The sequence below is a fragment of the Allobosea sp. LC85 genome, assembly GCF_000735605.1.
GTDB lineage: Bacteria > Pseudomonadota > Alphaproteobacteria > Rhizobiales > Beijerinckiaceae > Allobosea.
Genome location: NZ_JPKG01000011.1, coordinates 1 through 13,168 on the forward strand (window position 1 = coordinate 1; position 13,168 = coordinate 13,168).

20 protein-coding genes are annotated in these 13,168 nt (G+C 65.7%); 6 read left to right on the forward strand and 14 right to left on the reverse strand.

The genetic code is table 11. The features are described 5' to 3' along the window. Positions 1 to 289 precede the first annotated feature (289 nt). Positions 290 to 1,474, reverse strand: a complete 1,185-nt coding sequence (locus tag FG93_RS05285; protein WP_043232701.1) for a MalY/PatB family protein — start codon at positions 1,472 to 1,474, stop codon at positions 290 to 292. Positions 1,475 to 1,792: 318 nt separating this feature from the next. On the opposite strand from FG93_RS05285, the gene FG93_RS05290 reads away from it, so the two are divergent. Together FG93_RS05290 and FG93_RS05295 are read left to right on the forward strand one after the other, a co-directional pair. Continuing rightward, a complete protein-coding gene (locus tag FG93_RS05290; RefSeq protein WP_043232859.1) occupies positions 1,793 to 2,593 on the forward strand; it encodes a class I SAM-dependent methyltransferase in 801 nt (266 codons plus the stop codon). Positions 2,594 to 2,731: 138 nt separating this feature from the next. Continuing rightward, entirely contained in the window at positions 2,732 to 3,082 is a 351-nt protein-coding gene (locus tag FG93_RS05295) for a hypothetical protein (RefSeq protein ID WP_043232704.1), read from the forward strand. A 20-nt stretch (positions 3,083 to 3,102) separates the two neighbouring features. Here the strand turns inward: FG93_RS05295 and FG93_RS05300 are convergent, their stop codons facing one another. The 3 genes from FG93_RS05300 to FG93_RS05310 all read right to left on the reverse strand — a co-directional run bounded on the left by FG93_RS05300 (position 3,103) and on the right by FG93_RS05310 (position 4,394). Then, positions 3,103 to 3,375 carry a hypothetical protein gene (locus tag FG93_RS05300; protein WP_152579322.1) on the reverse strand — a complete coding sequence of 91 codons (273 nt, stop codon included), beginning with the start codon at positions 3,373 to 3,375 and terminating at the stop codon, positions 3,103 to 3,105. Then, positions 3,372 to 3,572: a hypothetical protein gene (locus tag FG93_RS05305; protein WP_043232708.1), complete on the reverse strand. Its 201-nt coding sequence runs from the start codon at positions 3,570 to 3,572 to the stop codon at positions 3,372 to 3,374. The genes FG93_RS05300 and FG93_RS05305 overlap by 4 nt, the downstream gene beginning before the upstream one ends. A gap of 174 nt (positions 3,573 to 3,746) precedes the next feature. Next, positions 3,747 to 4,394: a lysozyme gene (locus FG93_RS05310; protein WP_052513404.1), complete on the reverse strand. Its 648-nt coding sequence runs from the start codon at positions 4,392 to 4,394 to the stop codon at positions 3,747 to 3,749. Positions 4,395 to 4,471: 77 nt separating this feature from the next. Here FG93_RS05310 and FG93_RS05315 point away from each other — a divergent pair, with 77 nt between their 5' ends. Beyond that, entirely contained in the window at positions 4,472 to 4,828 is a 357-nt protein-coding gene (locus tag FG93_RS05315; protein WP_161783775.1) for a hypothetical protein, read from the forward strand. Positions 4,829 to 4,947: 119 nt separating this feature from the next. On the opposite strand, the gene FG93_RS05320 is transcribed toward FG93_RS05315, so the two are convergent. The 7 genes from FG93_RS05320 to FG93_RS05350 are packed head-to-tail and all read right to left on the reverse strand — an operon-like array spanning position 4,948 to position 8,073. Then, positions 4,948 to 5,313, reverse strand: coding sequence for a hypothetical protein (locus FG93_RS05320; RefSeq protein WP_043232711.1), 366 nt, complete (start codon positions 5,311 to 5,313; stop codon positions 4,948 to 4,950). Further along, positions 5,310 to 5,750 (reverse strand): hypothetical protein, encoded by a 441-nt coding sequence (locus FG93_RS05325; RefSeq protein WP_043232714.1) that lies wholly within the window; start codon positions 5,748 to 5,750, stop codon positions 5,310 to 5,312. Before FG93_RS05325 ends, FG93_RS05320 begins: the two co-directional genes overlap by 4 nt. Before the next feature lie 2 nt (positions 5,751 to 5,752). Then, positions 5,753 to 6,121, reverse strand: a complete 369-nt coding sequence (locus FG93_RS05330; RefSeq protein ID WP_043232717.1) for a hypothetical protein — start codon at positions 6,119 to 6,121, stop codon at positions 5,753 to 5,755. Continuing rightward, positions 6,118 to 6,516 (reverse strand): hypothetical protein, encoded by a 399-nt coding sequence (locus FG93_RS05335; protein ID WP_043232718.1) that lies wholly within the window; start codon positions 6,514 to 6,516, stop codon positions 6,118 to 6,120. The genes FG93_RS05330 and FG93_RS05335 overlap by 4 nt, the downstream gene beginning before the upstream one ends. Beyond that, on the reverse strand, positions 6,513 to 6,887 hold the full coding sequence (locus FG93_RS05340) for a hypothetical protein (RefSeq protein ID WP_043232720.1): 375 nt from the start codon (positions 6,885 to 6,887) through the stop codon (positions 6,513 to 6,515). Before FG93_RS05340 ends, FG93_RS05335 begins: the two co-directional genes overlap by 4 nt. Continuing rightward, positions 6,884 to 7,738, reverse strand: a complete 855-nt coding sequence (locus tag FG93_RS05345; protein ID WP_043232722.1) for a hypothetical protein — start codon at positions 7,736 to 7,738, stop codon at positions 6,884 to 6,886. The genes FG93_RS05340 and FG93_RS05345 overlap by 4 nt, the downstream gene beginning before the upstream one ends. After that, the gene (locus FG93_RS05350; protein WP_043232724.1) at positions 7,735 to 8,073 is read right to left on the reverse strand and encodes a hypothetical protein; all 339 of its coding nucleotides are present in this window, start codon (positions 8,071 to 8,073) and stop codon (positions 7,735 to 7,737) included. The genes FG93_RS05345 and FG93_RS05350 overlap by 4 nt, the downstream gene beginning before the upstream one ends. A gap of 423 nt (positions 8,074 to 8,496) precedes the next feature. Here FG93_RS05350 and FG93_RS05355 point away from each other — a divergent pair, with 423 nt between their 5' ends. The 3 genes from FG93_RS05355 (at position 8,497) to FG93_RS05365 (ending at position 9,864) form a co-directional block, all read left to right on the forward strand. Continuing rightward, entirely contained in the window at positions 8,497 to 8,721 is a 225-nt protein-coding gene (locus FG93_RS05355) for a transcriptional regulator (RefSeq protein ID WP_043232861.1), read from the forward strand. After that, a complete protein-coding gene (locus FG93_RS05360) occupies positions 8,721 to 9,137 on the forward strand; it encodes a type II toxin-antitoxin system death-on-curing family toxin (protein ID WP_043232725.1) in 417 nt (138 codons plus the stop codon). Before FG93_RS05355 ends, FG93_RS05360 begins: the two co-directional genes overlap by 1 nt. 211 nt (positions 9,138 to 9,348) lie before the next feature. Next, positions 9,349 to 9,864 (forward strand): hypothetical protein, encoded by a 516-nt coding sequence (locus FG93_RS05365; protein WP_043232726.1) that lies wholly within the window; start codon positions 9,349 to 9,351, stop codon positions 9,862 to 9,864. Between the two features lie 185 nt (positions 9,865 to 10,049). Here the strand turns inward: FG93_RS05365 and FG93_RS05370 are convergent, their stop codons facing one another. From FG93_RS05370 to FG93_RS05380, 3 genes are read right to left on the reverse strand one after another with little or no spacing between them, the layout of a single operon-like run. Further along, positions 10,050 to 11,801, reverse strand: a complete 1,752-nt coding sequence (locus FG93_RS05370) for a hypothetical protein (protein WP_043232728.1) — start codon at positions 11,799 to 11,801, stop codon at positions 10,050 to 10,052. Then, complete coding sequence (locus FG93_RS05375; RefSeq protein ID WP_043232731.1) at positions 11,802 to 12,368, reverse strand: hypothetical protein; 567 nt, start codon at positions 12,366 to 12,368, stop codon at positions 11,802 to 11,804. After that, positions 12,361 to 13,167 (reverse strand): hypothetical protein, encoded by an 807-nt coding sequence (locus FG93_RS05380; RefSeq protein WP_152579324.1) that lies wholly within the window; start codon positions 13,165 to 13,167, stop codon positions 12,361 to 12,363. The genes FG93_RS05375 and FG93_RS05380 overlap by 8 nt, the downstream gene beginning before the upstream one ends. Position 13,168 lies beyond the last annotated feature (1 nt).

Below are 13,168 nucleotides of genomic sequence, written 5' to 3' on the forward strand. Positions count from 1 at the left end.
ATAGGCCAATATGACCAGAACCCCTGCGCCGGACAGCCCAAAACCGGCCGATATCCGTCAAAAAATCGCGCCCACAACCCAAACTCGCGGAAACGCAGCAGGAATTTCAGCAGCCTGCTAGCTCTTTGTTTTATCGCATTTTCTTCACGCGAACCGGTGTCCACTTCGCTCGAAAATGCTCTCGCCTCACCGTCCTTGCGCCAGTGCCGCCCCGGCCCGCAGAGCTGAAGCAGTCCCGGGGTGCCGCAATGACCAGCCCCGGGCGGCGCCACCGTCCCGGGGCGAGCGACTACTGCATGTCGGCAAAGGCATCCTTCAGGCGCGCGACGGCCTCGGTCACATTGGCGCGCTGGGTCGCCAGGTTGAAGCGCAGGAAGCTCGCGCCGCCGGAGCCGAAGGTTGCGCCATGGCTGGCCGCGATCTTCGCCTGTTTCTCGACCCGCGCGATGAACTCCGCCGGCTCCATTCCGGTCCCGGAGAAATCGACCCAGGCGAGATAGGTTGCCTCCAGCGGCATCGAGCGCAGGCCGGGAATGCTGTCGACGCCCTCGTCGAAGAGCCGGCGATTGCCGTCGAGATAGCCGACGAGTTCGTCGACCCAGGCTGCGCCCTCGGGGCTGTAGGCGGCGGTCGCCATCGCCATGCCGAAGGAATTCGGCGAGATGCCGAGCGCGTTCATGCGCGCCCGGAACGGGCGGCGCAGCGCCTCGTCGGGGATGATGACATTGCCGGAATGGCAGCCGGCGATGTTGAAGGTCTTGGTCGTCGCCGTCATCATCACCAGGCGGTCGATGATTTCGGGCGCCGCCACGGGCATGGCGATGTGCTTGTGGCCGGGCATGACGAGATCGTGGTGGATCTCGTCGGAGACCAGGATCAGGTCGTGACGCACGCAGAACTGCGCGATCTCCCTGAGCTCGTCGTGGGTCCAGACCCGGCCGCCGGGATTATGCGGTGAGCAGAGCAGCAGCATCCGCTCATTGCCGGTCATCAGCGCATCCCAGCCCGCGATATCCAGCAGGTAGCGGCCATCCTCGTTCACCAGCGGGCATTCCACGACGCGCCGATCGGCGGCCCGGATGATGCGGGCGAAGGCGTGGTAGACCGGGGTCATCACGATGACGCCGTCGCCGGGCTTGGTATAGGCATCGATGCAGAGCGCCGTGCCGTTCACCAGCCCGTGGGTGGTGAAGATCGCCTGCGGCTCGAATTCCCAACCATGGCGGGTCTTCATCCACCAGCGGATCGCGTCGTTGCTGGCCCGCTCATCGCCGAAATAGCCGTAGATGCCATGGGCCGCCATCGCCTCGACCGCGTCCTGCACGCAGGAAGGCGGCCGGAAATCCATGTCGGCCACCCACATGGCAAGGCCGCCGGACGGCGAAACCCCGTAATGGGTTTCCATCGTGTCCCATTTCGCGCAATGCGTGCCGCGGCGGTCGATCCACTGGTCGAATGTCTGAGCGATGGTCATCAGGGTCCTCAAATCAAGCGCCGACTCGGGCCGTGTCGCAGATGAAGCAATGCCGCGTCGGGCGGCGAAGCGCCAGCAGAACCAGCGCAACCCTGCAATGCCGGCGGGCGCGCTCCCATGACGGCCGGCTCGGGATCAAGGTGAGCTGGTAGACCAGGAAGGATCGTACAACGGGGGCTAGCGCAGCAGGACGCGGAGGCTTCAAACCTCGCCATGCGACGCGACAGGAGGCGCCCGCCCCCGTTGCGGGCCTGGCCGCGCTTCGGGCATGCTCAGGCCGGGCCCGCCGTCATCGCGCGCCGGATTTGGGAAGGCCGCATGGCAGCGATCGTCACCGACAATGCCGGGCAATATGGCGACAGCCGCAAGCTTGCGGCGCGGGCCCGTCTGCACAGCCAGTACAGCGTCGCCGAGACCGGCTGGTTTCCCTGGGTGGCCGGGCAATTGCCGCTGCGAACCGGCGACCATGTCCTCGATATCGGCTGCGGCCCGGGCTGGTTCTGGGCTGCCGCGGTCGATCAGCTGCCGCAAGCGCTCGCGCTGACGCTCGCCGATCTCTCGCCCGGCATGGTCGACGAGGCGCTCAGGCGTTGCGCCCCCTTGCCGTTCGGCGCGCTCCGCGGCGAGGCGGCCGACGCCACAGTGCTGCCCTTCGTGGATGACGCGTTCGATGCCGTCGTCGCGATGCATATGCTCTACCACCTGCCCGATCCGGGCGCGGCCATCGCCGAGATGGCGCGCGTCCTGAAGCCGGGTGGCTATCTTGCGGTCACGACCAACGACATCGGCAATCTGCGGGCGCTCCATGAGCTCACCGCGGTGTTCGGCAGCGATCCGGTCGATCCGGCGGGGGCGGCTTTTGGCTTTGAGGACGCCGAAAATCTGCTGCGCGCGCAGTTTGGCGAGGTGAGCTTTGCCCGGCACCCGGCGCGGCTGCGGATCACCGAGCCTGACGACGTCTTCCTGGCGCTGACCTCCTATCCGCCGGGAGACAAGGCCTCGCAGGCGCAGCTCGCCAGGTTTCGCGAAGCGATCGAGGCGGCCTTCGCGAGGGGGAACGGCGTGCTCGAAGCCGACAAGCAGATCGGGCTGTTCCTGAGCCGAAAAGCGCGGGGATAGGCCCCCCTGCGAACCGGCGCGGCCGGCGGGCGAGCAGCGCTCGGCTTCCTGCAGCGCCGCGCGTCGCCTAGGATGCCGGCTGCCTCGATGACATGCCGAACGTGCCTTGCCGAACGTGCCCTGCCCCGGGGAGCCGCGATGTGGGCCATTGGCGCCGTTGTGGTCGAATTCTGGTACGCCGCGATCGCGCTCCTCTGGTTGTGCTTTTATCTCTTCACCAGCAGATCCGTGAGCGATCGGCTCCTCGGCGTCATCGTGCTCTGGCTCATGCCGATGGCGGCTTTGTTTCTGGCCGGCATTTGGCTCATGACGGTGCCCGAGGCCAGCCAGGCGACGCCCCCGAGCCCCTACACCAAGGTGGCGGTGGGGCCTGCTCTGCGCCGGCCTCTATGCGGCGCAGCCTGGCTCGTCTCGAAACTGATCGCCAAACGCAGAAAAGCGCCCGCCAGCCCCATGACGGGACCGGCGGGCAAGGCGGACACGGGGTGATGGCGCCGGCGCTCACGCCCCTATCGCGGCGCCGGGCGTACGCCTTCGAGGATCTGGCGGATCACCCGGATATCGCCTTCGATGGTCGACAAGCGATTATTGACCGCCTGCTCCGCCGTCTCGCGCTTGGCGAGCTGCGCCTCGACGATTGCGATGCGCATGTCGTGGACATCGTCCTTGGCGCGCAACTGGCCATAGGACAGGCTGACGGTGACGATCACCGCCACCAGCGAGACGACCGTCATCCCGATCGAGAGGATGTTGCCGAGGCTGACAGCGAGACGGGATTTCACGGCGTCCATCGGCATTGCCTTTCGCCATGCTCGTTATGCTTCACGATCTCCGCCTTCTCGCGCTCGGTCATGGCCGCGGCGGCACGGGGGGACGGCCGGAGCGGGCGGGCGGTGTCGCAGAAATCACCTTCCATCCCGGCGCAACCAGCGATGAAGGCGCTGCTCGAGAGCAGCAGGACCAAGGCGGTCGATCTCATCGTCACGCTTCCCTTTGTCAGTGATGGCTTTCCGGCGCTGGCGCTCTTGCTCCCCCCGCATCAGGCTCTTCCCCTCCCGGCGTCCCCCGAGGAATGCAGCCAGCAGGAGGCCGATGAATGCGGCGAGTGCGGCGACATGGCCGGCGAAGCGGCCCCAAAGTGCAGAGAGAATGCTCACGCCGCCGCCTCCTGCTGTGCGCGATGCCAGCGCCAGAGCAGGAAGCCGCCGCCGAGCACGAAGGCGAGCGCAAGCACCACCTGCGCCGGCCCGCTGGTGAAGGCCTGGAGCAGGCCTGAGAGCGGCGTCGCGACCTTGACGGCATTGTCCAGCGTCACGACCGGGGGCTTTGCGGGCCTCGCCGCGACCGTATTGCTGGAGATATGGGAGCCGCGCGCCCACAGCCCGGCCTCGGCCGAGCGGCGATTGACCAGGCCCGCGAGCTTTCGCCCGGAGGCATTGACCCATTTCATCAACTCGCCCGGCACGGCGGTGACATCGCCGGCATTGAGCTTCTTCAGCAGCGTCGAGCGGGCGAGCGCGCCCTCGCCGACATTGAAGGCAAACGAGACGAGCGCCGCGAACTGGCCGTCATTCAGCGGCACCGTGACCAAGGTCGCAACAGCGCGCTCGAACCGGGCGAGGTCCCGCAGCAGCAGCCGCTCGGCCTCACCTTGCGTGATCCTTGAGCCCGGCCGGACATGCGGACCCGTCGAGCCGTAGCCGATCGTCAGCACCCCGGCCACGTCCTTGTAGGCGGCGAGCCGGCATCCTTCCCAGCGCTTGATCAGCGCCAGGCCTTCATCGCTGATGCGACGTGTCATGGTCTCTCCTCCCGGCAAAAGAAAAGGGCCGCCGGCTGGGGCGACCCTTGAAGGGATGGGCGGTGGTTGATCCAGCCGTGGACGATCCCATTATGCAACGGCACGATCAGCGCGGCTTGGGGGGCTGGAATGAAGCGGTATGTCTGTGTTGGGCGGCTGGCTTGCTCGCCGCCGTCGTGGGTTCCAGGCTCGGCTACGAGTATGTCTGCGGCAGGGGCCGGAACGACCTCATCAAGATCGCCCGCAAAGGGGCCCGTTGCGCACGCCATCCTCTCAAAGCCACGGGGGCGAGCGCCGAAAAAATCGATTGGTGTCTTGGCGTTGCGGTGATTTCAGAGACGAGGCTCCGTCGAGGCGAGTGGTTGAAGTCAATCGCGGTCGAGGGGATGAACTATCCCTGCATCGGCCTGTTCGACGAGAAACCCCAGGGCTGAGCGATGCCCCCCCATTCGGGGCGGCAAGTGGCAGGCGCGTCTGGCTGATCGCGTCCAAGAGCGAGTTGTCCCTCAAAGGGTGAGGGATGGCTGAGCTGCTTGCTTTCGGTGCGAGCGCTTCAAAACTCCGCGACGATGGCCGCGACCGCATCAAGAAGCGCGTCGGGCGTCGAGGCCGCAGAGAGGCGCGGATCGGCCGGGGCGCCGCGCAGCACATCGCCCTTGACGCGGCATGCATCGAGGGCGGCCGTATCGCTCCGCTGCATCGCCATGACAGTGGCCGCATCATTTGCGGCAAAGGCGGCGGCCCGTGCCTGCCGGACCATCTCCTGAGCGACCGGGCGTGCGGCGGCCATATCGATGACGATGCGCAGCGGCAGACCTTCGCCCTTGCAGAATGCATCCTGCAACGCAGCCTGCGGCGGCTGAAGGTTCGCGGGCAGCGGGCTGCCCTCGACCATCACATATGTTTCGACAATGTTCATGTTGCCTCCTTTAGCCGCCAAGCGGCTCTGAATTTGCGAGCCTTGTCGATGCTGCCGCCGATGCGCGGCAGATCGTCGGTGTGCAGGATCTGGAAGTGATTGGTGCCGGGCGGCATGTCCTTCCAGGCGACGAACGCGACCGCTTCGTCGTAGCTCATCGGCCCCATGAGCTCGCCGCTGCCCTCCAGCACCGGCGCCCCAGACACGGGATCATCGCCGATGCAGCGAACACGCCTGACAAAGCCGCCGGCCATCAAGGCCGCAATGAAGCGCGGCGCCGGGGTCATCACCTTGACCGCCTCCTGCGTCTCGTCGTGATAGGCGATGCGATGGTCACAAGGCACGGGTGCGAGCGCCTGATGCGCCGCCTCCATCCGGGCAAAATCGGCGCGCAATTCCTGCCGTGTTGCGACCGTGCCGGCACGAAGAATTGTCATGTTCAATGCCCCCAGCCGACGAAATTGCAGTGGCTGACATCGCTCAGGGCGAAGCTGTTGCCGAATGCCGCATGGCGGATCACAGCTGCACTGTCATAGGCGGCTTGCATTCCGCGGATACCGTTACCGGGAACGCCGGCGTTGCCGGCCGAGCCGCCATGGGCATTGCCGTTCGCTACGGCCAGGGCAGCCGTGAACAGGCCGGTTCCGAGATCGATGACCGACGCGACATTGAAGCTGTCATTGACGGTGATGGCCGTGGTCATGTCGACTTTGCCCCAGACCTTCGCCGTACCCTGAACGATGGTGTCGGTCGGGAGGCTCGCAGTGCCCAGCCGGTTGGCGAGGCTGTCGGCTCGAAGCTGGCTCACGGCGCATCTCCGTCGACGTGGATGTTGACGAACGGGTAATCGGCGGCCTGGGCGGCAGCGGTGAGGCTGTTGGCGAAGACGGTGCCCACGGCGTAGCCAGCGGCTGAGCGAAGATAGGTGCCGTCTATGTGGTACAGAAGACCGTACCCAGAGATACCGCCAACCATGCCTCCGAACATGTAGTTTCCGTTTGCCATGAAAGAAGAAAAATTAATGCCGTAGAAGCCCACACCGCTGTCAGTCAACGATGACATATTGAAGCTGTCTCGTGTTACAACGGCGGCTGTACCATTGAAATTGACCCAATTCTTCGCACGCCCCTGATTGAGATCAGCGACCGCCATCGGGTTGCCTCCGCTCGCATCCTGGATGGTCTGGACCTTCAAGGCGCTCATGGCTTGTCTCCGAAGGTGGTGGCGGTCGCGATAAGCACATCTGCCGGGTTCAGGGAGGCATTGGCCGTAGCAAACCTAAAGGCATTGGCACTTGGCGAGACTCCGATTTTGCCGCACATGATCGACATTGTTGAACTATCTTGCCCTCCGAAGCCAAACGAGTAGCTCCCATTTGGGAAAGCAACCTGCCAGTTCGCAGTGTAGTCGCCGAGACCGTTGTCCAGGAAGCTGCTGACGTTGAAGCTGTCGTTTGCGGCAATGGTGCCGATCCCGTTGAGGTTGAACCTCGCCCGACACAACTCCCCGCCGACGATGTCGGGCGATCCCGTGCCGGCGATGTTCGAGAGGGTTCCGACGCGCAGGTTGCTCATAGGATCACCAGATTGCCGCCGGCCGCGATCGTGAGGGTTTTGCCCGTGGCAACCGCCAACGGTCCCGGCGCATAGGCGTTCTCGTCAGCAGCGATCGTCACGTCGGAATCGAGTTGCTGCTCCGCCACCCGAAAGATGTCGCCCTTCCGGCTGCCGACGGTGCCGTTGTCGCCCCGGAACATGCCGCCGCCGGCCGGGCCCGGCTTCCATTTGCCGGCAGACTGGTCCCAGACGAAGCCGTCGCCATGTGCGGGCGGCGTGGTTGCGAGGTCGACATCGGCGAGGTCGCCGAGCGCGAGCGCGAGCAAGGCCCTCACATCGGCCGCCGTCAGTTCCTCGATGTCACCTGACAGGGCCGTCTTGCGGCCGAGCAGGCGGCCGGAGGCGATCGCCTGGATCCTGGCAAAGGTCGCGGCGCGATTGGCGAGTTCCGCCGTCGTGATCGAGCCCGCAGGCACGCCCGAGCCGGCAGGCCCGCGCAGGTCGACGGCATCAGCGATATCGGCGACCAGGCCGGCCGCTCCGACATAGGAACCGGTGGCGGGCTTCACGCCCTCCCCGCCGACCCAGTCGACCAGCCGCAGCACGCTGCGGGCGCCGTCCATCACCGCCGCAAAAGCCGGCGACCAGCCCCTTTCGCCATCGGCGCCGACATCGCCGCGCGGCACCGTGAAAGCGAAGACAGCCGCCGTCGGCGTGCCGGAGTTGGTGACGGAGGCGCTCGTCCCGGGCGCACCCGTGAGCGTCGGCCCGAGAGCGATCGTGCCGGCCTCGCCCGTGTCGCCCTTGAGGCCCGGGAGATAGCGCATGCGGAGCGTCGGCGCGCTCTTCAGCCGGATGGTCAGGTTCATGAGAAATTGCCTTCGGTCACGGTGACGGAGCCATCGAAGAGCTGCACGGTCTTGCCCGATGTCCGGTGCCTCAGCCGGAAGCCATGGCGATAGCGGCCGCATGGCAGGCGAAAATCGCTGCCGGGATCGATCGTGACGAGGCTGTTCGCCAGGTCGACAGCGATGCCCGAGGCCTCATCGAGCCGCAGCGCGACCGCGCCGCCGACCAGCTCGTACTCGAAGGCGTAGTCGGCCAAAGGCAGGCTGACACCGTTCTGCTGTTTCAGCTCGAGGGGAAAGCCGAAGGACTCGTCATCCGTCAGGCTTGCCGTGACTTCATAGGCAGCGCCGGCCATGGCGGCTCCTCATGGAAAAAGCCGCCCCGTGAGGAGCGGCCTGGGGGTGGAGGGACTGGCTGGATCAGCCGTCTCAAATCATTCCCGATAGGGGAACTTTGCTTGCTCCCATATCGGGACGGCGTTCTTCGCCCTGAAAAGCGCGGAACCTCACGACATGGTCCGTTCCCGCCGATGAGCCCGCTCGCGCAGTCAACGAACATCGGCAGCGCCCGCAACAGCGCGCGCCGGGTTTGTGATTCAGTTCGGGCACTTGGCGCGAACGGATGAGGACGTGGATTAACTCTCGGACACCCGGCCGGCGTGGCAGCGTTCTCCCAGCCCGACAACCAGTCCTAGGGGAGCCGCTTGTTCTTGACCTTCCCGGCGGGAACGCTCATGTTATAACAGTTGTTATCCTACCGCCGAACCGGGGAGGTTACCATGGTCGCGCTCAAGATCCGGCAGTTCGGCAACTCCCGTGGGGTCATCCTCCCAAAGGAAGAACTCGACCGCATGCAGGTCGATCTGGGGGATACCGTGTACCTCACGCGGGCCCCGGGAGGCTCCCGGCTCACGCCCTATGACCCCGATTTCGAAGCGCAAATGGACATGGCCCGGCGCGTCATGAAAAAGCGTCGGAATGCGTTGCGCGAATTGGCGAAGTAGTGGCCTCTCCAATCTGGGTCAACAAAACTGTCGTGCTCGCCTTGCATGATGAGCAATTGGTCGAGCACGGCGGCGCGCCCGGAATTCGCGACGAGGGCCTGCTGGATTCGGCCCTCGCCCGGCCGAAGAACCTGCATTCCCATGAGCAGGCGGACCTTGCTGGCCTGGCTGCGTGCTATGGCTACGGACTAGCCCAAAACCATCCTTTCGTGGACGGGAACAAGCGAACGTCTCTGGTCGTGACGGAACTGTTCCTCGGGCTGAATGGTTGCGAGATGATCGCCGACGACGAGGACCTGGTGTTCACGTGGCTGTCCTTGGCGGCCGGCCAGACCACCGAGGCCGCTTTGGCTGATTGGCTCCGCTCCCGGTTGGTCAGCGAGACAACCGAGATCCAGGTCACGACCGCCCCGTGAGCCCCCGCCCCTCGCTGGCTCCCGGACTGCTCCGCGACGCGCCGTCCAGCGCGAACGGCACGACTGGCCCATTCCTGGCAGAGAGGGCCATTCAGCAAAACCGCCCGTGGAGCCTCTGGCCGGGTCGCCTCGGCTGGATCAGCCCGCGATCGCCCGGCGAATGTGGACTCGCGCATGCCCCTGCGGCAGGATCGCATCATGGGGGGATGAGATGGCCGACGTGAATCGATTGCAGATCCTGAAGAAGCTGTTTGTCTGGTATCTGCCACAGGCGGCACTGTTCGCATTGGGGGCCTACCTTGCCGCGGAGAAACCGGGTTTCATGCTCCTGGCCGGCATGCTTCTGGCCGGGATGTACACAGCCGCCGTGCTCGTCATCCGCGATGCCCCATCGAACTGGAGAGGCCTCTCGACGCCGTGGCGCCGGGCTCTCATCGCCCTGATCGTGGGCTTTGCGGCGGTGCCCTTCTGGGTGGGATACCGGAGCGACAAACCCTTGGGGGAGTCTCTGTTCGCCACGCTCATCATCTCACTTATCACCTTGCCGTTCTTCGGGCTGATCTGGCTGCTTGTCCTGGCGTTCACCAACGATCTGACCGCGCGCCGACGCCATCGACGGGCGCGCCATGACGATCCACCGGGCAGCGATGGCTTGCGCGTGACTGGAGCGAGGCGCAGCCTTGGCGAGCCTGCGGAACAGCGGAAGCGGATTGGGGTCCGTGATTAGCACAGCGATCGCCCTGGCCGTCCTGCCGAGCGGCGAGGACTCGCGGAATTTCGCGTCTCCCCAGCCTCTGCATCCGCAGCACGTGCCGAGGCAAGACCGGCACGCAGAAGCGTCGAAGCCGAAATGCCGGATTTGGCCGCTATGCCGCAGCTCGCACCGGCGGCGTCAACTGCATGATGGCCGTGTCAGCGTGCCTGAAACGTCGACTGAATCGCCATGACAACCAGCCGGGCAGCAAGGGCTTGCGATTGGATGGAGCCAGGGTCCGCCTTGGCGAGCCTGCGGAACAGTGGCAGCGCGTTGGGGTCCGTGATGAGTTCGGCGATCTTCTCGGTGTTCCTGCCAAGCTGCCAGTTCTCATAGGTCTCCGCGATCACCTTGGGCGGCTTGAAACCGATGGCATTGGACGCAACATTTGCAGCCTCTCCGAGCGGCGCTCCCTTGAGCGCATCTTGAACTTCCTTGCTCAACGCCCCCGGGGCCCCGATGCGCTGACGCTGGCCGGTCGCGCTTAGGACGTTCAAGAACTCGTCAAAGCCTCGGAATGCCTCCGGGCCGGCCACAGCCTTAATGGCCGCTGCAAGGTTTTCCGCCTGAGGCGTATTCCCACGCAAGGCGGTCACAAAATTGGCCCCGCCGAACTGATCGGCAGCTGTGCGGAGCTTCGGTGTCGCCTGGCTGAAGACGCTCTCGACATGAGCCCGAACGAGCTGGCGCGCTGCCATGGGATTGCGCTGCGCAAGCGCGCCAACAGCATCGGCGATCTCTCCCGCGCTACCCGCCATCGGGCCCGACGGGAAAAGCGCTTCGATGGCCTGCAGTGTTTCGATATCGCGGTTGGCCAGCTTACCAAGGGGGCCCCTCAGCAGCGGCTCCAGATACTGACGGCGCAAAGCCTCATAGGAACGCCCCTGCGACGGCTTGCCGATAATCTCGGTCGCCTCTTGAATTGTATCCTTCGCTGCCTGGCCGATATCAGGCCCAATCATGGATGGCGATCGAGACTGCGGTGCAATCGTATCGAAAGCATGCTCCGCCGCAGCCTCAACCTGAGCCGGCCTCCGGGCCATGAAGTTCTCCATGATCCCGCCGCCGCCTCTGGAGTCCTCGACAAGACGTTGCAACTCGATGAGGCTCTTGCCCCTGCCGTTCGAAGCGAATGCGAGGGCCTCAGGCAAGGTCAGGCTAATCTTGCGACCATAGTCAGACTTCATAAGCTCGCCAGCAGCGTCAACGATGGCCGCGTCGATGCCGCGCATCTGCCTTGCGATGAGCGCCTCAGCCGTTGCGGGCTTCGCCGTGACCGCGGCCACGCCACCTGTCGCAGCGGCGGCAGCGGCTCTCGCATAGGGCTCGACTGCCGACCCCTTGGTGGCCTGCCCCGCAGCTTCGCTGGCCAGGCCCGGAAGAACCCCAAAGACGACCGCGTTTCTTGTCACGCCGCCAGGCCCGGCAAGAGCGCCCGGGATAAACTCCCCCACCGTTTGGGTGTACTTTCCGGCGATTGTTTTAGGTTTGTAGTTCGTGACTGGGCTGCCGCCCAACGTGGCTGCCGCGGCGTCGACGCCCCGGTTGATGTTCTCGGAGCCGATGAAATCGGCCACGGCGTTGCGCCGAGGAGGCAACGGATCCCAGAACCGTTCGACCAGCGCTCCCCCACCGGCGTCGATAGCCTTGTCCCGCAGCCAATTCGTGGCGTCATCACTGAAATTGCCCAAGAGGTTGGCACCATCGCCAATCGTACCGAGCAGGCCGGTCGTGCCGCGAACAAGGCCCGATCCGCCCGACTTCGCCACGTCCACGACAACGTCTTTCGCGGGGTCGGCATCAACCTGGTCAAACGGGTTGCCTGTCGACGTCCTGTTTGGCGCGACGGTAACGACAAGCGGCCGGTATGAGCCGGAATCGCGATCGAACTGATCAAACGGGTTCGCCATTTATCGTCCCAGGACCTTGGCGGCAGCGCCGGCGCCATATTTGGCGTCGAACGCTGCGGCGAGTGCAGGATTTGCACGGAGATAGTCGGCGGCCCCCGCTGGCGCCGCGACAAGCGATCCAACCTCAGGTTTCTGCGCCGCAACCGACCCCTGGCCGGGATCGTGGAGCTGTCCATCGCGATCGATCTGCACCGCGCTCCCATATGACGGGATCCCGCGGTTGAATGGACGCGGCGCCGGCGCGCCGCCAGGCAAAGCCATGCCACCCGGCACCGTTGCACCCATGGCGTTGCCGCCCAGGCTCGCCCCATCGCTGAGCCCGCCGTGTTTCTGCGCGAACTCCCGGCGCTTCTCCTCAAAGCCGATCAGCGCCTTGACGAGTTCGGGATTGCCGGCCTGGGCGGCCTTGGCTGCGGCGGCGCGATAGTGGCCGGTCTCGACATCCCGGCCAAGCGCCTCCAGCGCGCTCTGCTTCTTCGCCTTGTCATAGGGCTCGAAGAAGGCCTGGCCCAGATTGCCGATCGTCGAGAAATCGACGCGGGCGGGGCCGAAATCATATTTAGCCATTCTGTTTGCCTCCGAAATAGCGCCCGGCCAAACCCGCCCCGAGCGATGCGAGGTTCATGCCGAAATTCAGCCGGTTGCCCGCCGCCTGCTGCCCAGCCATCAGGCCGGCGCTGCCGAGATCGAGCGTCTGCTGGCCGAGATTGGCGAGGTTGGAGGCGCCGAGCCCGGCGAAATTGCCGTAGATGCCGGCTTCGCGGGCAGCCGTCTCGCGATGGACGCCAGACAGGTCCCTGCCCTGCTGGGCATGGAGATTGCCCAGGCCCTGCTGCAGGTTCGCCTGCGAGCCGGCGGCCTGGTAGCCGAGCGTGGAGAGGCCGTTCAGCCGCTCCTGCCAGCCGCCATATTCCTGGTTGGCGAGGTTGCTCGCCCGGTCGGTGATGGCGGCCTGCGTGTTGCCCGAGCCGAGCGCGCCCAGCGCAGAGGCCTTGCGCGCAACCGCGTCCGTCGCCTGGTCGACCTGCCATTCATAGCCGGGCGAGGCCTGGAAGGCGGCCCTGGCGCTGGCATTGCCGGCGGCGCCGCCGAGCCCGAGGCTGTTCTGGTACAGGCCGAGCGCGCCCTTGCCGGCCTCCGCCCAGGGCTGGTAGCGCGCGATCGCGCCCTGGTATTCCGGGGCAGCCGCGGCATAGCCCTGGTTGAGCGCGTCGAGCGAGGCGGTGCGGCCGGCGCCGACGGCACCCAGCGCATTCGCCTGCCCTTGGTTCAGGAGATCGCTGACGCGGGCGGCGTTGGCGTTCGCCTGGTCGACGCCCCACATCGCCGCGAGGCGACCCGCGCGGCCTGAAAACGGAGATGCCATG